Here is a 22,556-nt window from a genome sequence, read left to right as displayed (position 1 = left end):
ATCTACCTCTTCGACCTCCCAGAGCCCCAAGCCTGTCAAATCGAATTCCGATGTAGTCGGCTTACACACTATGCGTAGCCGAAAGGGACGATGTCAATTCGCTCTCAGACGTCGAACAATACTTGAACCGAAAAGCACGGCCCCAAAACCAAACGCAATAAACATTCCATTGGTTCCCGGATTTTCAAAATAAAGTTTCTCAGGCTTCTGAATAGGCACTTGGACGTCCAGGCTACCCACAACATTGAGGTCAAAAGCATCGATAATGCGGCCTGAAGAGTCGATCACAGCGGAAATCCCGGCGTTGGCCGCGCGCAGCAGCGGACGGCCGTTTTCAACAGCGCGTATGCGGGCCTGTCTAAAATGCTGATATGGGCCGGGTGTCATCCCAAACCAGGCATCATTCGTGAGATTGAGAAGAACATCCGACTGATCCGCTACCGCAGAGACCAAGTGCGGGAAAATGATTTCGTAGCATATGAAAGGCATCACACGAACGCCCTCGGCAAGGTTGATAGGGCGGCGCGCGCCACCCGCCGTGAACGGCCCTGCCGACTGCACGATTTCTTCAATACCCAGGTTATTCAACAGGTTGGCAAACGGTACATACTCGCCAAAAGGAACGAGATGGACCTTGTCGACAGCGTCAACGATCGTTCCGTCCTGAGCGATTGCGACAACCGAATTGTAATAGCGGGTTCTCCCCAGACCATCATCGCCCTCAGCCCGAACGGCTCCGGTCAGAAGAAGTTGCCCCTCGTCCAGCGCTTCGCCAAGCTGGACCAAGGCTTCAGGCCGCTCAGTGAACAGAAATGGAACGGCTGTTTCCGGCCAGACGATCAGCTCGGGCTTCTCCGTCCCACTCGCGACCTGACGCTGGGTAAGGTCCAGCAGGATGTTGAAGATGCGTGTTTGTTCTGAAGAATCCCATTTCTCGGTCTGCTTGATGGACGGCTGAACGATGCGTACCGGCAAAAAATCATTAGCCTTAACTTCTCTCGAAAGACTTAGATAACCATAAGCAAACTGTATTGAGACCAAACCGATAGCCGTAATACTGCCAATCAGAAGATGCCGACGTGTCCCCAGCAAGGCTGGCATTGAAAACACCAGGACTGCCAAGAAGTTCATACCTGCCAGCCCAAATACCTTAGCCGACTGCATACTCAGGAGGGTGGGCATGGCGGCATAGCCGATCGCGCCCCAAGGAAATCCCGTGAAGATTATCCCTCTTATCGATTCAGAAACACCAAAAAAGAATGCAAGAGAAATTATCCTCAGAATTCCATCATGCCAGAACAAGCGTGCGAAAACCGCAGAAACTGCGTAGAATATCGAAAGAAAAGCAGGCAATCCAACAATTGCAAGAGGAACAGCCCAAGCAAAATTTCCGGCGTCTACCAGCAATGCATTGCCGATCCACCAGAGCCCAAGCATAAAATATCCGAATCCGAACCACCAACCCGTCTTAAACGCTGGAATTACAAGCGCACGCAGGCCGCGCCCCTCACCGACCGCGCCGTCCAGCAGCCAAACCAGGACGGGAAAGGACACAAAGCAGGCAGCGAAAAAGTCAAATGGCGGTTGCGCCAGCGACGCAAACCCGCCCGCGAGAAAGGCGACGAGCGACCGGCGCCATCCACTCAGCAACACAACCCGTCCGGCAAGGCTCTCCATGCACCCATCCGCGAAACCCGAATCACACGACAAGCAGTATCAGCAGTTTGCCGCGCTTTGAAACCGTATCGCGGGTTTGGAAGTCAGGAGCTACAAATTGTCGCCGGCTCGCAGCGATCTTCTCCGACGTTCAGACGCCCGATTATGCACGATGCGCACACGCTTTACCCGACGCGGATCAGCATCCATGACCTGAAATTCAAATCCCGGAATGGCCTGAACCACCTCGCCTCGTGCCGGGACCCGCCCCAGAACATTGAAAATCACGCCGCCAATCGTGTCCACGTCTTCAGAATGCTCTTCAGCATGAAAATCGTCGCCGATCACTTCGGCCACATCTTCGATCTCCGCTTTGGCATCCACAACGAAAACATCCTCGCCAACCTGCTCGATCAGGGGCGCGTCATCGTCGTGCTCATCTTCGATATCGCCGACGACCATTTCAACAATGTCTTCCAGCGAAACGAGTCCGTCGGTTCCCCCATATTCATCGATCACGAGAGCCATTTGCGTGCGTGACGCCTGCATGCGCGCCATCAAATCCGATGCGAGCATGGAAGGGGGCACAAAAAGAATGGAACGGGGGAGGCTGAGTTCCCCGATAGAGCGGTCGAGATCCACCTTACCTAGATCAAACGCTGCCGGTTCAGGCGTTTTTCTCGCCCGGCCTCGTTTGGCTCTTGCCGTCTTGGTGATGTGGGTTACCACATCGCGGATGTGCACCATGCCACGTGGATCGTCGAGCGTCTCGCCGTACACCGGCATGCGGGAATGTCCCGACCGCTCGAACGCATTCAAAAGTTCGCCAAGCGTTGTATTGAGATCCACTGCCTCGATATCGGCGCGCGGCACCATAACATCCTCGACACGCAGTTCTCGCAGTCGAAGAATGTTCTTGAGCATGGCCCTTTCACCAGGGGAGAAGGCCGCCGTATCGTGTGTGTGTTCGTCCAGCGCGTCCGCGAGATCGTCGCGCAGCGAGGAACCATTTCGAATGCCCAGCGCTGCCATCATTCTCTCCCAAAGGGACTGGCGGTTGCCGGTGTTTCGTTGGGGAGGCCAACTAGACCCCTCCTCCCCCTCCTCGGGGGACTTTGTCTCGCTGGCGGGCATGTCCCCCGTCGCGATCATCGTGTTCTCTGTCATGGCCGTCTGTTCAATTGAGCCTTTCAGTTATGCATAGGGATCGGAAATGGCAAGTGTTCGCAGCGCTTTGCGCTCCAATTCTTCCATTTCTTCAGCCTCTTCATCGGTCTCGTGGTCATATCCCATGATATGCAAAAAACCATGAACAATCAGATGCGTCAGATGATGATCGAACTGCTTGCCCTCTTCTGCTGCTTCCCGCGCGACGGTCTCATACGCCAGGATAATGTCACCAAGGGGCTGCAATTCATCTCCCGGATTGATCAGCTCAGGCGCTGGAAAAGAAAGCACATTGGTGGGCTTGTTCTTGCCGCGCCATTCCCGGTTCAGCACCTGGATTTCAGCGTCGCCGGTAAAGAGCAGGCTGATCGCACCGCCCTCATCCGGCTCAGATCCAATCACGGATACGGCGGCGCGAATGGCTCGCCCGGCCAGCGCCTGAAGCGCAGTTTCCGATGCCCAGCTACCCGCCTCGATAGCGACGTCCACAACGATTTCCGGCTTTTCACCGGCAGGAGGAATATCGTCCATCAGCCTGCGCGGATCAGCCCCGCGCCTTCTTGTCATAGGCCCGGACAATCGCAGCCACCAGCGGATGGCGTACCACATCCTTCTCGTCGAAGCGGACGGTGACGATGCCGGGCACATCGCCCAGAACCTCAAGCGCTTCCACCAGGCCCGATTTCGTGTTGGGCGGGAGGTCGATCTGGCTCGGGTCGCCGGTGACGATCATGCGGGCGTTCTCGCCAAGCCGCGTCAAAAACATCTTCATCTGCATCGGCGTGGTGTTCTGTGCCTCATCGAGGATCACCACCGAATTGGCCAGCGTGCGTCCGCGCATGAATGCGAGCGGCGCGATTTCGATCACGTCAGCCGCAAGAGCGCGCTCGACCTTCTCCGCCGGGATCATGTCGTAAAGCGCGTCATAGAGCGGGCGCAGATAGGGATCGACCTTTTCGCGCATGTCGCCCGGCAGAAAGCCGAGTCGCTCGCCGGCCTCGACCGCCGGCCGTGACAAGATGATGCGGTCCACCGCACCGCGCTCCAGAAGCATGGCAGCGTAGGCCACCGCAAGGAAGGTCTTGCCCGTACCGGCGGGGCCGATGCCGAACACCAGCTCCGAGCGCTCCAGCGCCCGCATATAGGCGTCCTGATTGGCCGAACGCGCATGCACCGTGCGCTTACGTGTGGAAATCTGTGCAGCGGCGAGCTTTCCCTTGCTCTCCATGGTCGGAAAGGTGAGCTGCTCATCGGCGGCGATGGCAAGCCGCACGGCGCCATCCACATCGGAGGGGGCAAGCTCTGTCCCCTTTTGAAGGAGATCGTAGAGATAATCGAGCGCGCGGCGCGCCTGTGCGGCAGCAACGCTCTCCCCCTTGACGGTGAGCTGATTGCCCTTGGAGCGAATATCGACGCCGAGCCGCTGCTCAATCTGGGCCAGATTCTCGTCAAAGGGCCCGTAAAGGGCGCTGGCCAGCTTGTTGTCATCGAAGGTCAGCACGATATGTGCCATGTCGGAGGCCCCGGAGGGCATGTTCTTCAACTCAGTGCTGGCGGTCAAACGCCTCTCCTTTACGACACCGGCTCTGCAAACAGGCTGTTTGGGCCGGCCTGCGTGATTCGAACATGAATAATGTCACCGATTTCGCCCGCTTTTTCATCAAGAATCACAGGCTGAAGCCAAGGCGAACGGCCAACACGCTGCCCCGGCTGACGGCCGGGCTTTTCCAGAAGCACGTCCATCTCGCTGCCGACCAAGCTCTGAACGAAAGTGCGCTGCTGTTCGACAAGCAGTGCCTGCAGCGCCTGAAGCCGCTCATCCTTGACCGCTTCGGGCACCTGATCGCCCAGATCCGCTCCCGGCGTGCCCGGACGCGGCGAATATTTGAACGAGAAGGCCTGCGCATAGGTCACGTCGCGGATCAGCTGCATCGTGTCCTCGAAATCAGCGTCGGTCTCACCGGGAAAACCGACGATGAAATCGCCCGACATGGCGATGTCTGGCCGCGCGTTGCGGATGCGGTCGATCAGCCGCCGGTAATCATCGCCCGTGTGCTTGCGGTTCATCGCTTTCAGGATGCGGTCGGAACCGGACTGCACCGGAAGGTGGAGATAAGGCATCAGTTTGGGCAGATCGCGGTGGGCGGCGATCAGCGCGTCGTCCATGTCACGCGGATGGCTGGTCGTGTAGCGTAGACGGTCGAGACCGGGGATTTCCGCCAGCCGGAACAGAAGCTCGCCAAGCCCCCATTCGCGTCCATCGGCACCCTCGCCATGCCAGGCGTTGACGTTCTGCCCCAGCAGCGTCACTTCGCGTACGCCGCCCTCGGCCAGGCGCTCTGCCTCGGCGACGATCTGCGCCACGGGGCGTGAGATTTCCGAACCGCGCGTATAGGGCACCACGCAGAAGGTGCAGAACTTGTCGCAGCCTTCCTGAACAGTGAGGAATGCCGTCACGCCGCGATTGCGCACCACGCGTTTCTGTGGCTGCGGCAGATGCTCGAACTTGTCCTCGATGGCGTATTCGGTCTCGACGATCTTTTCACCGCCGAGCGCCCGCTTCACCACCTTGGGCAGGCGGTGATAGGTCTGCGGCCCGATCACCAGATCCACGGCAGGCGCACGGCGGAGAATCTCCTGCCCCTCGGCCTGTGCCACGCATCCGGCCACGCCAATCACCATTTCGCGACCGGCCAGGCTGCGCTCTTCCTTGAGCTGGCGAATGCGGCCGAGCTCGGAATACACCTTCTCCGCCGCCTTTTCGCGGATGTGGCAGGTGTTGAGAAGAACGAGGTCCGCCTCTTCGATCTGCTCCGTTGGCGCATAGCCATCTGCCGCCAGCGCATCGGACATGCGCTGTGAATCGTAGACATTCATCTGACAGCCATAGGTTTTCACGAAAACCTTCTTGTTGGCTGCCGGGGCGGCGACGGCCTCTCCATCGGAAGCGGCTGCGCCGGAATGATGCAAAGAATTCTGTTCCATACCGCGCTTCCTAACGCTTTTGCATGTCAAAAAACAGACGGTTTTTGCCATGTGGCGCGCCTGTGTCGCCGAAGCACCTCGATAAACGCCTTCAATGCGGGAGATTTCTGGCGCCGGTCAGGATAGTAAAGGTGATAACGGCTCCAGGATGGCGCATAGGGTTCGAGGCAGGTTTCAAGGGTCCCTTCCGCCAAATCCGCTGCAGCCAGCGGCTCGAACACATATCCGAGGCCTATGCCACGGCGCACCGCTTCAAGCAGAACCGCCGTCCCATTGACGGTGAGCGTACCCGACACGGCAACCTCTATCGGCCTGCCTGATTTTTGAAACAGCCACCGATAGCGAACCCCATGTGTGGCGAGCCGATAATTGATGCAATCATGACGTCTCAGATCCTCGAGCTCGCGTGGCTTTCCATGGCGTTCGAAATAGCGAGGCGATCCCACCACCACGCCACGGAGATCGGGGCTGATGGGGAGCGCTGCCATGTCCTTTTCCAGATGACCCGCCAACCGAACACCGGCATCGAAACCGCCATTCACGATATCTGTAAGCCGGTCACTCACATGCAGGTCGACCTCGACTGCAGGATAACGTTTCTGAAGTTCGGCGATTGCCGGAACGAGAATGGTCTGTCCGGGATGTTCCAACGTGGTTATGCGCACCGTGCCCGCTGGCTCGGTGGCTCCACTCTTTGCGCGCGTGAGACTGTCGGATATCTGCATCAGCGCCGGGCCGACATCTTCGAGAAGCCTGCTCCCGGCCTCCGTGAGGCGCACACTGCGTGTGGTGCGCGCCAGAAGCGCGATGCCAAGCCGGGCCTCGAGCTCCCGGATCGTCTGGCTGACACCTGATTGCGCCCGGTTGAGTTGTCGAGAGGCCCGCGTGAAGCTTCCCGCTTCCGCCACGGCTTTCAACACGATCAGAGCGGACAGATCCTGGCGATCCATTTATCATCTCATATGAATAACCATATCAGATTTATCAGTGTAGTGCTCTTTGCGCGGGACTTCTATCCAGCACGCAGACAATTTTGCGAAAGGATGTGTCCCATGAAACTTCTAAAGACCGCCATGGTCGCGCTTGCCGTGATGACCGCTTCTCCAACGCTGGCCGACACCCCAAAGGTGCTTCTTGTCCCCGGGATCGGGATGGAAGGGTCCGCCTGGCGTCCCGTTCTGGAAAAGCTCGTGGAAAAGGGGCTGGAGGCACGGATTGTGCAACTGCCCTTCACGTCCATGTCGGACGACGTGTCGGCAACACGGCGCGCCATCAAACTGGTAGAGGGGCCGGTGGTTCTTGTCGGCCATTCCTACGGCGGAATGGTCATCACCCAGGCCGCTCAGGACCCGGCTGCAAAGGCGCTTGTTTATGTCGCCGCATTCCAGCCTGAGGTCGGCGACAGCCTTGCATCGTTGAATGCGTCGATGCCATCTGCCATGGCCGCAGATGCTTTGACGATCTCGGAAGACGGCTACTTTACCGTGAAACACGATGTCTGGCTGAAGGACGTGGCAAACGGGATTTCACCTGCGGACGCAGCCTATACGGTCAGGGCGCAGGCTGCGGCGAACGCTGAGATCATGACCGAGACGGCAAAAATAGCAGCATGGCATGATCTGCCAGCCTGGTCGGCTGTTGCGACGCTGGATCGCACGGTCTCACCGGAGCTGCAAAAATGGATGTCCGAGCGCTCGGGCGCGCAAACGATCGAGATCGCCGCCGGGCATCTTGTTCAAATGAGCCACCCGAACGAGGTTGCCGAACTGATCGAGCGCGCCGTCGCTTCCGTTCAATAAGCGCAGCTATCTTGCTACCAGATATTTCGGGCGCTGCGGCTTACGACCGCAGCGCCTGCACGAGTATTGCGCGGACCTGGTCTTCCGCTTCACGCGCGATTTTTTTCCGCTCGCCTGCGGCAGAGAATGGGAGAGGCGCTCCAAACCGGACCTCCACATCGAGAGGCCGCGCGGCAAGGACAAGACGGAGATGGGGCACCAGATCCAGGTCGCCGATCCATGAAATGGTCGAGCGTTCGCGCCGGTCCAGCTTCAACCCATGGCTTGCCAGGTAGACGATGGCTGCAGGCTGGATTGTCACCTGCCCGCTTTTATCCTTCCCGAGAGCAAGCTGCGCTGCGCCGAAAAGCGTGCTCTTGAATGGCAGGACCTTGTTGCCATCACCGGTCGTGCCCTCGGCAAAAAGCACCATCGGATCCCCGTCGGAAAGCCGTTCGGCAATCTCCCGCGCCTGCTCCGGCGATGTGCGGCGGCGCTCGCGCTCCACGAAAACGGAGCGCTGCTGGCGGGCAAATGTGCCCAGAATGGGCCAGTTCCGCATGTCCGACTTGGCAATGAAATGAACGCCATCAAGTGACCCGAGCACCAGAATGTCGAGCCAGGAGACATGGTTGGCGACGATCATCTGCGGGCGCGCCCGCGACGGACGCCCTTCCATACGCACGCGCACACCGAGGACACGCAGGGTGAGCCTGTGCCAGAGGCGCGGCACGATGCGGTCACTGAACAATCCGGTTCTGAGCGCGATCTCCTGCACCACCATGAGCGGCAGTGTGTAGACCGTGACAATGACGATTGCGATGAGGAAATGTAGCGTGCTGAACATCAGGTTGCAGGCTACCGCAGGTCGCGGCGCATCACCAGCGCACTTGTGGGCCTGCCGTTCGCATCGCGATAATAGTCGGGCCGCCCTCCGACCTGCCGGAAGCCGAGGCGACGGTATAGCGCGATGGCAGGCATGTTGGTTTCGTCCACTTCAAGGAACAGGGCGGCGGCACGGTCGCTGTGCATCCTGAAGAGCACCGCATCCATCAACTGACGACCAAGGCCGTGGCGGCGCTGGTTGCGCGTCACGAGAATGGTGAGGATTTCGCCCTCATCCGCGGCCTGTCGCGCAAGCACGAACCCGGCGAGCTGCGGCGGCTTTCTGCCGAGTTCGGAGACGGCGAAACCGAAAACACCCTCCTGTGTGAGCAGCGCTTCAAACTCCGCATCGCTCCACGGGCGAGCAAAATCTTCGGCGTGCATGTCGGCCAGAACGAGGCTGTCCGCGACCTCCAGCGGTCGCACGACAAACTCTCGCTTTCTCGGAAAGAGCGCCATCAGCCTTCCTTCCGCGGGAGCGCGAAATTCCGCTGCGGGGCAGCGTCGGGTGCGCGCAGATAGAGAGGCTTTGGCGGCTCGCTGCCCGCCCCCTTCGCAGCCGCCAGCCGCGCGAAGGTCAGAATATCCGCTGTCGCGCCGGCTGGCTGGATGTCGAGCGCCGGCGAGCCCGCCGCGGCCACAAGCTCTGCGGCGACGCCGTAGACGACTGCATTCTCGGCAAAGGCCCATTCCGCCAACTTCTCAGCTGACTGGCTCTGAGGTTCGAGGAGAACGCGCCCTTCACTGTCGAAGCCTGCGGCAAATAGGTTTGGTGCCCTCTGCCCGAGCGCCACGAGGAGGGCACGCCCGGGAAACGTCTCGCGCGCTTCCGCGCCAAGTGCTTCCAGCGTGGAAACGCCAATGGCCGGTACATTGAGCGCAAGCGCCAGACCGCGTGCGGCGGATACGCCGACCCGCACGCCGGTGAAGGAGCCCGGACCGACCGAAACGGCCACCGCCCCAAGTGCCTCATAGCTGAGACCGGCAGTCTTCAGCGCACCTTCGATGACCGACATGACATGCTCGGCATGCCCCTTGCCCAGGTCCAGCACGTGCCGACTGAGCTCTTCATCCGTATCGGTTTCAAGAACGCAGGCGGCGCAGAGCGCCGCCGCGGTATCGATTGCAAGAATCTTCATTCAGGCACTGCCCGGCGACCTGTTGTTGTTACCGCCGGCGAATCCGATGCGCCATCAGCGGGTCATGATGCTCTACTTGCACTGTCTTGCGCCTTGAGTTCAAGGCGGCGTGCATGCAGAACCGGCTCGGTGTAGCCATTGGGCTGTTCCCGCCCCTTGAACACAAGGTCGCATGCCGCCTGAAAGGCAATGGATTTGTCGAAATCCGGCGCCATCGGGCGATAGAGCGGATCGTCGGCATTCTGCCGGTCGACGACCGCCGCCATGCGCTTCATCGTTTCTATGACCTGCTCTTTGCTGGCGACGCCGTGATGCAGCCAGTTTGCCATGTGCTGGGCGGAAATGCGCAGCGTCGCGCGGTCTTCCATCAGGCCCACATCGTTGATGTCCGGCACCTTGGAGCAGCCGACGCCCTGATCGATCCAGCGCACCACATAGCCCAGAATGCCCTGCGCGTTGTTGTCGAGCTCCTTCTGGATTTCCTCAGGCGTCCAGTTGGGCCGCGTGGCCACCGGCACCGAGAGGATGTCGGAGAGTGCAGCGCGCTTGCGGTTCTTCAGCTCGGCCTGCACCGCATGCACATCCACCTGATGATAATGCGTGGCGTGGAGGGTGGCCGCCGTGGGTGACGGCACCCATGCCGTGTTGGCACCGGCCTTCGGATGGCCAATCTTCTGCTCCAGCATCGCCGCCATCAGATCGGGCATGGCCCACATACCCTTGCCGATCTGGGCGTGGCCGGAAAGACCACACTCAAGGCCGATATCGACATTCCAGTTCTCATAGGCCGAGATCCAGGCGGCCTGCTTCATGTCGCCCTTGCGGATCATCGGGCCGGCTTCCATGGAGGTGTGGATCTCGTCGCCCGTGCGGTCGAGGAAGCCGGTGTTGATGAAGACGACCCGCTCGCGCGCGGCGCGGATGCACTCCTTGAGGTTCACCGTGGTGCGCCGCTCCTCGTCCATAATGCCCATCTTGATGGTGTTGGGCGCCATGCCGAGTGCTTTCTCGACGCGGCCGAACAATTCCACCGCGAAGGCCACCTCTTCAGGCCCGTGCATCTTCGGCTTCACCACATACATGGAGCCCGCGCGGCTGTTCATGCGGCGGCCATTCGGCCCGACATCGTGCAGCGCGATGGCGGCGGTGAAGAGCGCGTCCATAATGCCTTCCGGCACCTCGTTGCCATCGGCGTCGAGAATGGCCGGATTGGTCATCAGGTGACCGACATTGCGCACCAGCATCAGCGAACGGCCGGGCAGCGTGAGCGTGCCGCCATCGGGCGCGGTGTATTCGCGGTCGGGGTTGAGGCGGCGGGTGAAGGTCTTGTCGCCCTTCGTTACCTGTTCTTCGAGGTCGCCCTTCATCAGGCCGAGCCAGTTGCGATAGACGACAACCTTGTCTTCCGCATCCACGGCGGCAACGGAATCCTCGCAATCCTGGATCGTGGTCAGAGCCGATTCCAGCACCACATCGGCAATGCCCGCCTTGTCGGTCTTGCCAATCGGGTGGTTGCGGTCGATCACGACCTCCGCATGCATGCCATTGGTGGCGAGCAGAACGGCGGTCGGCTGATCGGCCCCACCCCGATAACCGACGAATTTCGAAGCATCCTTCAGGCGCGCTTCACCGCTATCGGTCTTGGCAACAAGCTGGCCATCGACGACCGAAAGACCGGTAATTTCCGTCCAGGAAACACCATCGAGCGGCGCGCTGCCATCGAGGAAGGCGCGGGCCCAGGCGATGACCTTTTCACCGCGCTTGGGATTGTAACCCTTGCCCTTTTCCGCGCCGTCCTCCTCGGAAATGGCGTCTGTGCCGTAAAGCGCATCGTAGAGCGAGCCCCAGCGCGCATTGGCCGCGTTGAGCGCATAGCGCGCATTCATAACCGGCACGACGAGTTGAGGACCGGCGACGCTGGCGATTTCCGGATCGACATTTTGTGTTGAGACGGAGAAGGCCTCACCTTCCGGCAACAAATAGCCGATCTCGCGCAGGAAGGCCTGATAGGCTTCCTGATCGGCAGGTGCGCCGTTTTCCCTGTACCAAGCGTCGATCTTTTCCTGCAGCGCATCGCGTTTTGCGAGCAGGGCGCGGTTTTTCGGCGCCAGATCGCGGACGATATCCGAAAGCGCCTTCCAGAATTTGTCGGGGTCTACACCCGTGCCGGGGAGCGCCTCTTTTACGGCGAAATCACGCAGCTCTTCCGCAACCTTCAACCCATGAAGCTCAACGCGATTTTCCATTTGGCAGACACTCCTCTTCCCGATGTCAGACATGATGCACTGCTTTCACCACGCCAGCGGCACGGGGTCAATTCGTCGGATGGCGAAAGAAGTTTCAATCTCAGACGCGGTTGCGTGTCATTCGCGGACGCCCAGAGGCCAACGCGACAATCCGCGCTTCCAGAAACCGACGCACGCCCTCGACATCAACTGCATTGACCTCTCGGGTGACGTGCACTTCGGCCTGTTCAGCGCCCGCTCCACGTGCCCTGTCGCGCAGATCGCGCTTCAGCACCTGCTCGGCAAAGGCCATTGCCTCTTCCTCATCTGCAAAATCATGCAATTCTTCCGCAACGCGCACCCGGTAGACGCCTTCTCGCGGTTGCCCGATATGCGCTTCGCATCTCACACTCACACGGCCAACAACAGCGCCAATGGCATTGGCCACATCTGCATGCTCTGGCAGCACACAATCCCCGCGGAGCAATTTTCCCAGCCCAGAGTAATGCAAGGGTGCAGAGGCTCCCAAGCCAATTACGGGACGGTCGAGCGAAACCTGGAAACGCGCAACGCTCTGCTCCCCGTCGAGCGCCCGGCGTAAAAGCTCGTGCTCGATGAGCGATCTGCCGTCGAGTCCGGCCTCACATAAAGCCGTTTCAAGAACAGCTTCGGCAGAGCGGCGCGCAAGAAGCGCCAGCACACGTTCGCAGAAGGCATCCGCATCCAATGCGAGCGGCTGCCCGCTGCCATCGCGTCGTCTGGCGAAGAGCGCTGCGCCAAGACGCGCCGCCTCCGCATCCCATCCGGTCTGCTGCCCAAGAACGTGGGCGGCATCGGTCGGAGTAAAGCCGATCAAGGAGACAAGACCACGCGCGACGAGGCGGTTGAGCGGCGCCAGCTGTGCGCTCGAATGAAGGACTGTTTCCAGCGCAACCGGCTGTTGCCCCAACCGAGCATAGAGGGCACCCTCGTTCTGCGAGAGGCCCGCCGCGTGGCGCGCCGGCATACCACTCTGGCACACGAACCGCCCATCCAGACGGTTGGTGAGAGATCTGCTCTGCTGCTTCTGGAGAACGTTGAGGATCTGCTCTCGATGAAGATGAGCGGCCAGTGATAAAGGGATCAACCGGCGTGGTCCGAGCACAAGGCGACCGCTCAACCCGCCCTCCTCGATGCTCACTTCGGAATCTCCGCCAAGCCCGAACGTGCGCATTGCCACCGCCTCGACCATGGTGCGATGACCGCCCACAGTCGCCCCCTGCGGATCGATGCGTGGCTGACCGTTTTCGAGGACGGCAATGTCAGTGGTCGTACCACCGATATCGGAAACGATGGCGCGGTCGAGCCCTGTCAGGTACCGCGCGCCGACCAGACTGGCAGCCGGGCCGGACAGGATGGTCTCGATGGGCCTGCTGCGGGCGAACTCCGCCGAAACGAGCGCGCCATCTCCCCGCACCACCATCAGCGGAGCGCGAATGCCACGCTGTTTGAGAAAACTCTCAGTGGCAACCACAAGGCGATCGATCAATGCGATGAGCCGCGCATTGAGAAGGGTTGTCAGCGCGCGGCGTGGGCCGCCAAGCTGGGCGGAAAGCTCATGACTGATCGTGACCGGCAGATCGGTGCGAGCACGGATGAAGTCCCTGACAGCAATCTCATGAGCAGGGTTGCGTACCGCGAAATAGGCACAGACGGCAAAGGCCGTCACATTTTTTGCCAGCGCATCAATTTGAGCTTCAAGCCGCCCCATCTCCAGCGGCGTTTCATTGCCGTGCACGTCATGTCCGCCCGGTAAAAATATTACCGGGTCGGACCGCAGTGCATTGCGCAACCCTGCGTGGGTAAGATCGGTTTCCGAGAACCCGACCATCACCAGCGCGACGCGGCCGCCCTGACCTTCCACCAGCGCGTTGGTGGCGAGGGTCGTCGACATGGAGACGAGGCCAATCCGGCGCACAGGTGCGGACGCCTTCGCCAGCACGGCATCAACAGCACCCGCGATGCCTTCTGCCAGATCGTGCCGTGTCGTCAACGCTTTCGCCTTGCCAACAACCCCCGATCGCTCGCAGAACAGAATAGCATCTGTGTAGGTGCCGCCGGTGTCTATCCCCAGCAACAGCGCTTCGTCCGATGTCCCCTTTTGGATCATGACAGGCCCCGGCCACGCGACAATGCGTTTTGGCACCATAACGCCATCTGATTGTTTTAGCCGCAGTTTTGCGGCGCGCTCTGTTTCCACACCGACAGAATTTGCTCTACACTGCAGGGATGGCGTTCGTGGACCTTTTGATCGAGATTGCGAATTGGGTGCAAGCCAAGCTCGTGAATCTCGCCAATCCCTGGACCTTTTACCAGCTCGCGATCATTGGGCTGTTGTTCATTGTCGCAAAGCTGGCGTCACGCAGATTGGAAAACAGCCTTGAAGCGCGCGCTCGACGCATCAAGGGCCATCAGGGTCTCCTGCGCGTCATCGTGGCGCTGATGCGGCGCACCGACTGGATCCTGTTTGTTATCCTGCTTTTCGTGGTGCTGACGGTGTTGCGCTCGCTCACCTGGCCGAGCCGGACCCTGCTGCTCTCGCTTGCCCTCTCGCTCTCGCTCGCCTGGCTTTTCACCTCGGTGGTGTCGCGCATCATCCGCAACCGGCTGCTTGCCAGAACCATCGGCTGGATCGCGTGGACCTATGCGGCCATTGTCATTCTCGGCGTCGACGACGAGGCAGCCGCATTTCTTGACACGCTGGCCCTGCCACTCGGCACGACCCGTTTGAGCGCATTGGTGCTGCTCAAAGCGGCCGTGCTTCTCACGGGCACGGTCTGGCTCGCCATCGCACTTGGCAATTATTTCGATGAGCGTGTTCAACGATCCGACGAGCTCACCCCATCCATCCGCGTGCTACTGGGCAAGTTGGTCAAGATCGGTCTTGTCATCGCCGCCGGTGCTATCGCGCTATCCACCGTCGGTGTGGACCTGACCGCTCTCACCGTCTTTTCCGGCGCAGTCGGCGTGGGGCTTGGCTTCGGTCTGCAGAAGGTCGTTTCCAACTTCATCTCGGGCATCATCATCCTGCTCGACAAGTCCATCAAACCGGGCGACACGATCACGCTCGGCGATACATTCGGCTGGATCCGCGAGCTCAGGGCGCGGTTCGTGTCGGTCATCACCCGCGACGGTCGCGAATATCTCATTCCCAATGAGGATTTCATCACCCAGCAGGTGATCAACTGGTCGTTCAGCGACGAGATGGTGCGCCTCGACGTGCCGTTTGGCGTTTCCTACGAGGCCGACCCGCATCAGGTTTCGGCCCTTGCCATCGAAGCGGCCATGAGTGTCGGCCGTGTGGACGCGGACCGGAGGCCGGTCTGCTGGCTGACGGGGTTCGGTGAATCCTCGCTCGATTTCGTGCTGCGCTTCTGGATCCGCGATCCACAGCAGGGGCTCACCAATGTGCGCGGCAAAGTGTTGCTCGCGCTTTGGGACACGCTGAAGGAAAACGGGATCGAGATCCCCTATCCGCACCGCGAAGTGATCATGAAACGCCCGGCAGGCGGACAGATCGCCGACTGAGCGCAGAGTGCAAAACGCCGGCGCGAGGCCGGCGTCTGGCGGTTCATTGCGTTTTGGCTTCTTTTTTCTTCGCCGCGTCGTCCATCAGCTCATACCACATCGCGTTGAGCACAGCGAAAGCTGCGGCGAGTGGGAAGCCAAGCAACCATGCAAAATACCACATGTCGTGAACTCCTTTTGTCTCACGGCAGCGCTCAGTAAGCGTGCCCCTTGCCTTGCTCGATTTCGTTCTTGTCTACCTTGCCCCAAAGCACCCTGTAGACCCAGCTCGTGTAGGCGACGATCAAGGGAATGAAAAACGCCGTGACAACCAGCATGATGAACAGGGTTAGGTGGCTCGACGAGGCGTCCCACACCGTCAGGCTGGCTCCCGGTGCGATGGAAGACGGCAGGATGAAGGGGAACATCGACAGGCCGACGGTGGATATGATGCCGATGATCGACATCGCGCTGGCCAGAAGTGTCGGCACCTCACGCCGCGCGCGGAACAGAACGAGCGCGAGGGCCGCGCCGGCAAAACCGAGGGCCGGTGCGATCATCATCCATGGATATTCTGCGTAGTTGTCGAACCATGCCCCCTCTGCCTGCACAACGGCCTTGGCAAGCGGGTTGGACGGGCCGTCGGTGACGATGGCACTGGTGATGCGGTAACCATCGATGCCAGCCCAAAGCCAGAGACCGCCGAGCGCAAAGATCACGATCGTGGCAATGGCAGCGATGCTGCCGAATGTGCGGCTGCGCGCGGCAACGGGTCCCTCGGTCTTCACCATCAGCCAGGATGCGCCATGCATGATGAGCATCGCCACCGAGAGCAGACCGCACAGGAGCGCAAACGGGTTGAGCAACTCGAACAATGTCGTGCCTTCGTAGAATATCCGCAGGTCATTCTCGAGCCGGAACTGCACCCCCTGCAGGACATTGCCCACCGCAACGCCGAAGATCAGCGCGGGCACGAATCCGCCAATGAACAGCGCCCAGTCCCAGGTGGTTCGCCAGGCGGGGTTCTCGCGCTTCGACCGATATTTGAACGCCACGGGACGCAGGATGAGCGCGAAGACCACGGCGAACATGGCCAGATAGAAGCCCGAGAAGGACACCGCATAGAGCGGCGGCCAGGCCGCAAAGATGGCGCCGCCTCCCAGGATCAGCCAGACCTGATTGCCTTCCCAGACGGGGCCGACGGCGTTGATCACGACGCGGCGCTCCGTGTCGGTCTTCGCCACGAAGGGCAGGAGCGTTCCGGTCCCAAGGTCGAAACCGTCTGTGACGGCAAAGCCGATCAGCAACACGCCGAGCAGCCCCCACCAGATCACACGCAGCGTTTCATAGTCGATAAGAGTGTGCAGGATCATTGTTCTTACTCCGCCGGAACGAAGGCGCGGGGGCCGAACTCGGCCTCGGGCTCTTCGTCTGGTTCAGGCCCCTTGCGAATGGCGCGCAGCATCAGCGTCATTTCGACGATGAACAGCACGGTGTAGATCAGCGAGAAGCCGATGATCGTCATCAGCACCGTGGAAGCGCCAAGGTTCGATACCGCCACGGCCGTGGGCAGAACGCCCTCGATAATCCATGGCTGACGCCCGAACTCCGCGACGATCCAGCCGCATTCGGCGGCGATCCACGGAAGCGGGATGGCAAAGACCGCGATGCGCAGGAGGAAGGGATAGCGGTCGAGCCTGTGCCGCGCCGACAGATAGAAGAACACTCCCATCAACAGGATGAAGAAGAAGCCCAGACCAACCATGATGCGGAAGGTCCAGAACAGCGTCGGCACGTTTGGAACCGTGTCGTTTGCCGCCTGCGCGATCTGCGCGTCCGTCGCTTCACGCGGATCATCGAGATAGGGCTTCAGAAGCAGCGCGTATCCGAGGTCCGCACCGCTTTCTTCAAATGCATTTTTCACATCGTCGGGAATGGCATCCGTGCTGCCGGCGGCGCGGATTTTCTGCAGGGCATCATAGGCGACGATGCCGTTTCTGATGCGCTCTTCCGCGTGTTCGACCAGCTCATCGATGCCCGGGATCTGCGTATCAAGCGAGCGCGTCGCGATGATGCCCATCACCCAGGGGATGTGTACGGCATAGTGCGTTTCGCGTGCTTCCTGGTCCGGGAAGCCGAACGCCGTGAAGGAAGCCGGCGCCGGCTCCGTCTCCCACATGGCCTCAACGGCGGCGAGCTTCATCTTCTGATGTTCGGTGGCGAGATAGCCGCTTTCATCGCCCAGCACCACGACCGAGAGAGCAGCCGCCAAACCGAAAGAAGCAGCAACAGTCATTGAGCGCTTGGCAAGCTCCAGATGCCTGCCCTTGAGCACGTACCAGGCGGAGACGCCCAGAACGAAAACCGAGGCCGTGACATAACCGGCCGAGACGGTGTGAACGAACTTCGCCTGCGCCACCGGGTTCATGAGCACGGCGTAAAAATCCGTGACTTCCATGCGCATGGTCTGTGGATTGAAGGCTGAACCCACGGGGTTCTGCATCCAGCCGTTTGCGATCAGGATCCAGAGTGCCGAGAAATTGGAGCCGATGGCGACCGCCCATGCCGAGGCAAGGTGGCCAAGCTTGGAGAGTTTGTCCCAGCCGAAGAAGAACAGCCCGACAAAGGTCGCCTCCAGGAAGAAGGCCATGAGGCCCTCAATGGCCAGAGGTGCACCGAAGATATCGCCGACATAGTGGCTGTAATAACTCCAGTTCATGCCGAACTGGAACTCCATGACGATGCCTGTGGCGACGCCGAGCACGAAATTGATGCCGAAGAGCGTGCCCCAGAATTTCGTCATCTGCCGCCAGATGGTGCGGCCCGTCATCACATAAACCGTCTCCATGATGGCGACCAGCACCGACAGTCCGAGCGTCAGCGGGACGAACAGAAAGTGGTAGAGCGCGGTGATCGCGAATTGCAACCGCGAGAGATCGACGATGTTCAGTTCCATTGTACCATCCGGCTGTCCGGCTCCTTTGGTCGTCGGGGGGAAGCGCTCATTCCGGTCTCAGACCGTCGAGCAGAAAACTGTATTCAGCGGTGCCGCGGCGCGCCTCGGCAAGGATGCGACCTCGTTCCATGCGCAGAATGCGGTCTGCGCCTTCGGCCTCACGGCGGATGTGTGTCGACACCACGAGCGTTCTGCCGGCCGCAAATCGTCCTACCCGCGCGATCACGTCGTTGGCGGTTTCACGGTCCAGCCCCTCGGTGGGCTCGTCGAGCAACCAGACCGGCGCGTCCCGCAGCAACAGCCGGGCCAGCGCAAGCCTCCGGGCCTGCCCGGTGGAAAGACCCGCCCCGCCCTCGCCCAGCATGGTGTCGAGCCCATTCGGCAAGCGTTGCAGCAAACGTGACAGGCCTGCCGCTTCCAGCGCGGCATGCATCTCGTCGTCGCTGGCCCTTGGGTTGGCCAGCGCGAGATTGCCGCGCAGCGTGTCGCTGAACAGCTCCGTGCGCTGTGTAAACAGGATTGAGGGAAGGCTGGCGACCGCGCCATCGACGAGCGTCATCTCGCCGGCGAGAGCCGCCAGCAGCGATGACTTGCCGGCCCCGCTAGCACCAATCACCGCGATGCGTTCACCCTGTTCGATCTGCAGCGAAACACCGGCAAGCGCCGGATAGGCCGCACCCGGGTGCGCCGCGGTAACATGCGTCAGATATGCCGCCGCCTGCGCGGCGTCCGGTTCATTATTTGCCGGCGTATTATCTTGTGCTCTCAGCCGTGGCCCGACACGGCGGACGGCTGTCAGTGTGCGACCAAGCTCGACAGCACCACGCCGCAGGGCAGCAAACGGTTCTGTCGCGGTCAGGCCGATGAGCAGTGCCAGTGCGGCGACGGGTGCGCTGATGCGCCCGGCCTCCGCGAGTCCCGCGCCGGCGACCAGAATCGCGGCGATCAGCACCGCGCCAGCGATGCCGAGCGTGATGCTGACGCTCGTTTCCGTCCTGTTCATCGCATCGTCGGCCTCGGCCAGGCGCCGGTCGGCCTTGGCAATTGCCTCACGCTGGGCCGTGATCCGCCCGGCCATGGCGAGCTCGCTTTGCCCGCGCACAAGGTCAATGCTGCGGGCACGAAGAACCTCAAGCGCGTGCGCGCGGCGGCGTGCCGGCTTTTTGGCGCGGCGCGCAGCGAGCGCCGGGACACCGATCCCAACCGCCAGCAGGAACAGGGTAGAAGCGACGCCAAGCCGGATGTCGATGAACCCAAGCGCCAGCCCGGCGACAACGGCCGCACCGGCTGCCGAGAACAGCGGCACGAGCACGCGCAGGTAAAGCGAGTCCAGCGCGTCGATGTCGTTGGTCAGCCGGAAAAGTAGACGGGCCGGCCGCGCTGCCATGGCGCGCGCGGCACCTGCGACCGCCCAGCCGCGAAACAGCCTTTCGCGCAGTTCGGCCAGCACTTCCAGCGTTGCATCATGGGTGACGATGCGTTCGCCATAGCGCGATGCCGTGCGGGCGAGCGCCAGGAAGCGAATGCCGGCGGATGGTGCAAACACATCGAATGCGAGGGCTGTCGCCAGCGAAAGCCCGGCGATGGCCGTCGCCGTGATGAACCAGCCCGAGAGCCCAAGAAGCGCGATGCCGCACAAAACGGTGGCAAGCGATAGGAGTGCGCCGGCCAGAAGCCTGTTGCGGTTGCCGGACCAGAAGAGCGAAGCGACAGCGCGAAGATTGCGATTGCCGGTCATGACCTGGCTCCTGCCGTTTCGGGTGCGTTCAGTGTGATGACGCGATCCATGCGGGCGGCAAGCACGGGATCATGCGTGGCAACGACCAGCGTCTTGCCGCTGCTAACGCGCAAAAGGCTTTCGTTGATCTCGCGCGCGGTTTCACGGTCGAGATGAGCGGTCGGTTCATCGGCCAGAACCAAACCGGCCTGCGGCGTCGCGCTAGCGCGCGCCAGCGCCAACCGGAGTGCCTCGCCACCGGAAAGGCCAAAGCCGCCTTCGCCGATCATCGCCGGCCCGCGCCGAGCCGCAAGGTCCGACAGGCTTACCGCCTCGAGCGCCGCCGAAACGCGCGCCGGATCCACATCGGCGCGGCCCATTGTTACATTGCTCCTGATCGTGCCGGGGAAGATGTGCGGATCCTGCCCGATCCAGGCGATGGAGGCGCGCAGGTGTGCGGCATTTGCGCCATCCACGAGCAGTCCGCCGATGCGAATGGTCCCGCTCTCCGGCACGACCAGTCCCGCAATGAGCGCAAGCAGTGTGGATTTTCCCTCGCCGCTCGGCGCAACAAGCGCGATGCGCTCGCCGGGCTCCACCTCAAGGTCGAAATCGTGAAAGACCGGGGCGGCCCCTTCCGCGTGGTGGAAGACAAGCTTTTCGACGGACAGCGACAGCGCCCCGCCAGTCCCGATCCGACCGCCCTTCGCGGAAGACGCGACGAGGGTCTTTCGCCCCGACGCGGCCAGCTTCTTCAACGCGTCGAAAGCAGCCTCGCCCGATGCCCGGTCATGCCAGACAGCGGAGAGATCGCGCAGCGGCTCGAAGAAGGACGGCGCCAGAAGCAGGATGAACAGCCCCTCGGCCAGAGAGAGCTTGCCGCCCCATGCGCCGAAATTCAGTTCACCAAGCAGGTGAAACCCAACATAGACGGCAACCATGGCGACGCCGAGTGCGGCAAAGAGTTCCAGCACGGCGGAGGAAAGAAACGCAATGCGCAACACGGCCATCGTGCGGCTTCGAAGGTCTTCGGCACTGGCACGCAGCTGCGTTGCCGTGCGATCCACGGCGTCGAAACTGCGGATCGTTGTCAGTCCACGCAGCCTGTCCATGAGGAAGGCATTCATACTGCCCATCTCGGCGAGTTGCTCTTCGCTTGCCTGCTTGGCGCGCCAGCCGACCAGAGCCATGAAGATCGGGATCAGCGGTGCCGCGATGAGCAGCACCAGCGCCGCCGCCCACGAAAACACCAAAACGCAGGCAAGGGTCGCCAAGGGCACGATTATCGCCTTGAAGCGCGCCGGACGGAAGCGGGCCAAATAGGGCACAATGGCCTCAGCCTGCTCGGCAAGGATGCTTGCGGCAAGCCCGGATGACGGCCGCGTAGCATCGAGCGGCGAGGTTTCGGCAAGGGCCGCGACCGCCTCGTTGCGCAACACGCTCAACTGGCTCCGCGCCTGACGAAATGCCAGCCGACTGCCCGCGCCATCCATCACCGCACGCGCGATGCCGAGAACAAGAATGCCAAGGGCCGGCAGCCATGCCGTGGAAGCGTCTCTACCGGCGGCAATGCCTCCGACCGCCAGCGCCAGCAGACCCGCCTGCGGAAGCCAGAGCAGCGACGCAGCCCCTTGAAGAAACACTGCAGCTCTGCTGATCCCACCGCGTGCAGACAAGGTTTCCGCAACCTTGCCCGGCTGGGCCTGCGGCATCACCGCTGCGGTACGCCCGGATGCCCGCTGGGGGCGTCTTCCAATGCCGGCGTCGAGCGTTGTCATGACGTCTTCGGCTCCGTGCGCTTGCGGCCGAGCGAGACAATGCGGTCCTTGGCGTCGAGCAGTCTTGTTACCTTTGCACCGAGGTTCAGCAAGGTCGCCAGTTGCTCCGTTTCCAGATGCTTCACATCGTCATACCACTTCGTCAACTGCTCGATGAGGGTCTGCATCTCGGCGAGGCGGGCCTGGGCGTGGCGCTCTTCCTCGCTGCCGGGTGTCTGCATCAGAAGCTCGCGGAGGACCGAAAGCGTGGGATCGACCTCGCGCTTCTTGCGCTCTTCAGCCAGCGTCCGCAGAATCTGCCAGACATCGTCCGGTGTCGTGAAATAATCCCTCCTGTCATCGGGAATATGCTTCAGGATAACGAGATTCCAAGCCTGAAGCTCGCGCAGGCTCATGGAGACATTGGACCGCGAAATGGACAATGCATCGACGATGTCATCCGCGCAGAGAGGCTTGGAAGACGCGTAAAGCAGCGCATAAATCTGCCCCACCGTGCGGTTGATGCCCCAGCGGCTGCCCATTTCTCCAAAGTGCAACACGAAGGATTGCAGGAGGGGTGGGAGGTTCATAACGTGCCATCCTGACATGAATTTCAGAAATTACTGAAATTCATGTACGAGCGCGCATGTGTTCTGACAAGCGTGGATGGAATGGTGCGCCGTTATGCAGCAGGCAAGGTCTGGCATCCGACGCGAGCAACGGCAATGCGACGCGATACCGGAAA

At 61.2% G+C, this 22,556-nt stretch carries 19 protein-coding genes; 2 read left to right on the top strand and 17 right to left on the bottom strand.

Going from position 1 to position 22,556, the window contains the following annotated elements; genetic code table 11:
• Nucleotides 1-93: 93 nt before the first annotated feature.
• The 6 genes from lnt to H7H48_RS16460 form a co-directional block, all read right to left on the bottom strand.
• Nucleotides 94-1,677 carry an apolipoprotein N-acyltransferase gene (lnt, locus tag H7H48_RS16485; protein ID WP_229450152.1) on the bottom strand — a complete coding sequence of 528 codons (1,584 nt, stop codon included), beginning with the start codon at nucleotides 1,675-1,677 and terminating at the stop codon, nucleotides 94-96.
• Nucleotides 1,678-1,767: 90 nt separating this feature from the next.
• Nucleotides 1,768-2,688 carry a hemolysin family protein gene (locus H7H48_RS16480; protein ID WP_229450151.1) on the bottom strand — a complete coding sequence of 307 codons (921 nt, stop codon included), beginning with the start codon at nucleotides 2,686-2,688 and terminating at the stop codon, nucleotides 1,768-1,770.
• 162 nt (nucleotides 2,689-2,850) lie between these two features.
• Nucleotides 2,851-3,354 (bottom strand): rRNA maturation RNase YbeY, encoded by a 504-nt coding sequence (gene ybeY / locus H7H48_RS16475; RefSeq protein WP_229450150.1) that lies wholly within the window; start codon nucleotides 3,352-3,354, stop codon nucleotides 2,851-2,853.
• Between the two features lie 13 nt (nucleotides 3,355-3,367).
• Nucleotides 3,368-4,336, bottom strand: a complete 969-nt coding sequence (locus H7H48_RS16470) for a PhoH family protein (protein WP_007010171.1) — start codon at nucleotides 4,334-4,336, stop codon at nucleotides 3,368-3,370.
• A gap of 59 nt (nucleotides 4,337-4,395) precedes the next feature.
• On the bottom strand, nucleotides 4,396-5,808 hold the full coding sequence (miaB, locus tag H7H48_RS16465; protein WP_255664028.1) for a tRNA (N6-isopentenyl adenosine(37)-C2)-methylthiotransferase MiaB: 1,413 nt from the start codon (nucleotides 5,806-5,808) through the stop codon (nucleotides 4,396-4,398).
• Nucleotides 5,809-5,834: 26 nt separating this feature from the next.
• Nucleotides 5,835-6,758: a LysR family transcriptional regulator gene (locus H7H48_RS16460; RefSeq protein ID WP_229450149.1), complete on the bottom strand. Its 924-nt coding sequence runs from the start codon at nucleotides 6,756-6,758 to the stop codon at nucleotides 5,835-5,837.
• A gap of 102 nt (nucleotides 6,759-6,860) precedes the next feature.
• Here H7H48_RS16460 and H7H48_RS16455 point away from each other — a divergent pair, with 102 nt between their 5' ends.
• Nucleotides 6,861-7,607 carry an alpha/beta hydrolase gene (locus tag H7H48_RS16455; protein WP_229450148.1) on the top strand — a complete coding sequence of 249 codons (747 nt, stop codon included), beginning with the start codon at nucleotides 6,861-6,863 and terminating at the stop codon, nucleotides 7,605-7,607.
• A 40-nt stretch (nucleotides 7,608-7,647) separates the two neighbouring features.
• Here the strand turns inward: H7H48_RS16455 and H7H48_RS16450 are convergent, their stop codons facing one another.
• The 5 genes from H7H48_RS16450 to H7H48_RS16430 form a co-directional block, all read right to left on the bottom strand.
• A complete protein-coding gene (locus H7H48_RS16450; protein ID WP_229450147.1) occupies nucleotides 7,648-8,433 on the bottom strand; it encodes a 1-acyl-sn-glycerol-3-phosphate acyltransferase in 786 nt (261 codons plus the stop codon).
• 11 nt (nucleotides 8,434-8,444) lie between these two features.
• Nucleotides 8,445-8,930 (bottom strand): GNAT family N-acetyltransferase, encoded by a 486-nt coding sequence (locus H7H48_RS16445; protein ID WP_229450146.1) that lies wholly within the window; start codon nucleotides 8,928-8,930, stop codon nucleotides 8,445-8,447.
• Complete coding sequence (gene tsaB / locus H7H48_RS16440; protein WP_229450145.1) at nucleotides 8,930-9,610, bottom strand: tRNA (adenosine(37)-N6)-threonylcarbamoyltransferase complex dimerization subunit type 1 TsaB; 681 nt, start codon at nucleotides 9,608-9,610, stop codon at nucleotides 8,930-8,932. Before tsaB ends, H7H48_RS16445 begins: the two co-directional genes overlap by 1 nt.
• Before the next feature lie 62 nt (nucleotides 9,611-9,672).
• Nucleotides 9,673-11,856: a malate synthase G gene (locus tag H7H48_RS16435; RefSeq protein ID WP_229450144.1), complete on the bottom strand. Its 2,184-nt coding sequence runs from the start codon at nucleotides 11,854-11,856 to the stop codon at nucleotides 9,673-9,675.
• 100 nt (nucleotides 11,857-11,956) lie between these two features.
• The gene (locus H7H48_RS16430) at nucleotides 11,957-13,984 is read right to left on the bottom strand and encodes a hydantoinase/oxoprolinase family protein (protein ID WP_229450143.1); all 2,028 of its coding nucleotides are present in this window, start codon (nucleotides 13,982-13,984) and stop codon (nucleotides 11,957-11,959) included.
• Nucleotides 13,985-14,103: 119 nt separating this feature from the next.
• On the opposite strand from H7H48_RS16430, the gene H7H48_RS16425 reads away from it, so the two are divergent.
• Nucleotides 14,104-15,402, top strand: a complete 1,299-nt coding sequence (locus H7H48_RS16425) for a mechanosensitive ion channel family protein (RefSeq protein ID WP_229450617.1) — start codon at nucleotides 14,104-14,106, stop codon at nucleotides 15,400-15,402.
• Nucleotides 15,403-15,445: 43 nt separating this feature from the next.
• Here H7H48_RS16425 and cydX read toward each other — a convergent pair whose 3' ends face one another.
• The 6 genes from cydX to H7H48_RS16395 are packed head-to-tail and all read right to left on the bottom strand — an operon-like array spanning nucleotide 15,446 to nucleotide 22,401.
• On the bottom strand, nucleotides 15,446-15,565 hold the full coding sequence (cydX, locus tag H7H48_RS16420; protein ID WP_229450142.1) for a cytochrome bd-I oxidase subunit CydX: 120 nt from the start codon (nucleotides 15,563-15,565) through the stop codon (nucleotides 15,446-15,448).
• Between the two features lie 31 nt (nucleotides 15,566-15,596).
• Nucleotides 15,597-16,754 carry a cytochrome d ubiquinol oxidase subunit II gene (gene cydB / locus H7H48_RS16415; protein WP_229450141.1) on the bottom strand — a complete coding sequence of 386 codons (1,158 nt, stop codon included), beginning with the start codon at nucleotides 16,752-16,754 and terminating at the stop codon, nucleotides 15,597-15,599.
• A gap of 5 nt (nucleotides 16,755-16,759) precedes the next feature.
• Nucleotides 16,760-18,337: a cytochrome ubiquinol oxidase subunit I gene (locus tag H7H48_RS16410; RefSeq protein WP_229450140.1), complete on the bottom strand. Its 1,578-nt coding sequence runs from the start codon at nucleotides 18,335-18,337 to the stop codon at nucleotides 16,760-16,762.
• A 46-nt stretch (nucleotides 18,338-18,383) separates the two neighbouring features.
• Nucleotides 18,384-20,075 carry a thiol reductant ABC exporter subunit CydC gene (cydC, locus tag H7H48_RS16405; RefSeq protein WP_229450139.1) on the bottom strand — a complete coding sequence of 564 codons (1,692 nt, stop codon included), beginning with the start codon at nucleotides 20,073-20,075 and terminating at the stop codon, nucleotides 18,384-18,386.
• Nucleotides 20,072-21,832, bottom strand: coding sequence for a thiol reductant ABC exporter subunit CydD (gene cydD, locus H7H48_RS16400; RefSeq protein WP_229450138.1), 1,761 nt, complete (start codon nucleotides 21,830-21,832; stop codon nucleotides 20,072-20,074). The genes cydC and cydD overlap by 4 nt, the downstream gene beginning before the upstream one ends.
• Nucleotides 21,829-22,401 (bottom strand): GbsR/MarR family transcriptional regulator, encoded by a 573-nt coding sequence (locus H7H48_RS16395; RefSeq protein ID WP_065817386.1) that lies wholly within the window; start codon nucleotides 22,399-22,401, stop codon nucleotides 21,829-21,831. Before H7H48_RS16395 ends, cydD begins: the two co-directional genes overlap by 4 nt.
• Nucleotides 22,402-22,556 lie beyond the last annotated feature (155 nt).

The organism is Nitratireductor sp. B36, assembly GCF_020833685.1.
In the GTDB taxonomy this organism is placed as follows: Bacteria; Pseudomonadota; Alphaproteobacteria; order Rhizobiales; family Rhizobiaceae; genus Nitratireductor.
The sequence above is the reverse complement of the archived record's forward strand: the minus strand, read 5'-3'. Positions and strand labels throughout refer to the sequence as shown.

Coding starts and splice junctions, on each gene's coding strand:
- lnt (WP_229450152.1), bottom strand. CDS start 1,677: ATGGAGAGCCTTGCCGGACGGGTTGTGTTGCTGAGTGGATGGCGCCGG.
- H7H48_RS16480 (WP_229450151.1), bottom strand. CDS start 2,688: ATGGCAGCGCTGGGCATTCGAAATGGTTCCTCGCTGCGCGACGATCTC.
- ybeY (WP_229450150.1), bottom strand. CDS start 3,354: ATGGACGATATTCCTCCTGCCGGTGAAAAGCCGGAAATCGTTGTGGAC.
- H7H48_RS16470 (WP_007010171.1), bottom strand. CDS start 4,336: ATGGCACATATCGTGCTGACCTTCGATGACAACAAGCTGGCCAGCGCC.
- miaB (WP_255664028.1), bottom strand. CDS start 5,808: ATGGAACAGAATTCTTTGCATCATTCCGGCGCAGCCGCTTCCGATGGA.
- H7H48_RS16460 (WP_229450149.1), bottom strand. CDS start 6,758: ATGGATCGCCAGGATCTGTCCGCTCTGATCGTGTTGAAAGCCGTGGCG.
- H7H48_RS16455 (WP_229450148.1), top strand. CDS start 6,861: ATGAAACTTCTAAAGACCGCCATGGTCGCGCTTGCCGTGATGACCGCT.
- H7H48_RS16450 (WP_229450147.1), bottom strand. CDS start 8,433: ATGTTCAGCACGCTACATTTCCTCATCGCAATCGTCATTGTCACGGTC.
- H7H48_RS16445 (WP_229450146.1), bottom strand. CDS start 8,930: ATGGCGCTCTTTCCGAGAAAGCGAGAGTTTGTCGTGCGACCGCTGGAG.
- tsaB (WP_229450145.1), bottom strand. CDS start 9,610: ATGAAGATTCTTGCAATCGATACCGCGGCGGCGCTCTGCGCCGCCTGC.
- H7H48_RS16435 (WP_229450144.1), bottom strand. CDS start 11,856: ATGGAAAATCGCGTTGAGCTTCATGGGTTGAAGGTTGCGGAAGAGCTG.
- H7H48_RS16430 (WP_229450143.1), bottom strand. CDS start 13,984: ATGATCCAAAAGGGGACATCGGACGAAGCGCTGTTGCTGGGGATAGAC.
- H7H48_RS16425 (WP_229450617.1), top strand. CDS start 14,104: ATGGCGTTCGTGGACCTTTTGATCGAGATTGCGAATTGGGTGCAAGCC.
- cydX (WP_229450142.1), bottom strand. CDS start 15,565: ATGTGGTATTTTGCATGGTTGCTTGGCTTCCCACTCGCCGCAGCTTTC.
- cydB (WP_229450141.1), bottom strand. CDS start 16,754: ATGATCCTGCACACTCTTATCGACTATGAAACGCTGCGTGTGATCTGG.
- H7H48_RS16410 (WP_229450140.1), bottom strand. CDS start 18,337: ATGGAACTGAACATCGTCGATCTCTCGCGGTTGCAATTCGCGATCACC.
- cydC (WP_229450139.1), bottom strand. CDS start 20,075: ATGACCGGCAATCGCAATCTTCGCGCTGTCGCTTCGCTCTTCTGGTCC.
- cydD (WP_229450138.1), bottom strand. CDS start 21,832: ATGACAACGCTCGACGCCGGCATTGGAAGACGCCCCCAGCGGGCATCC.
- H7H48_RS16395 (WP_065817386.1), bottom strand. CDS start 22,401: ATGAACCTCCCACCCCTCCTGCAATCCTTCGTGTTGCACTTTGGAGAA.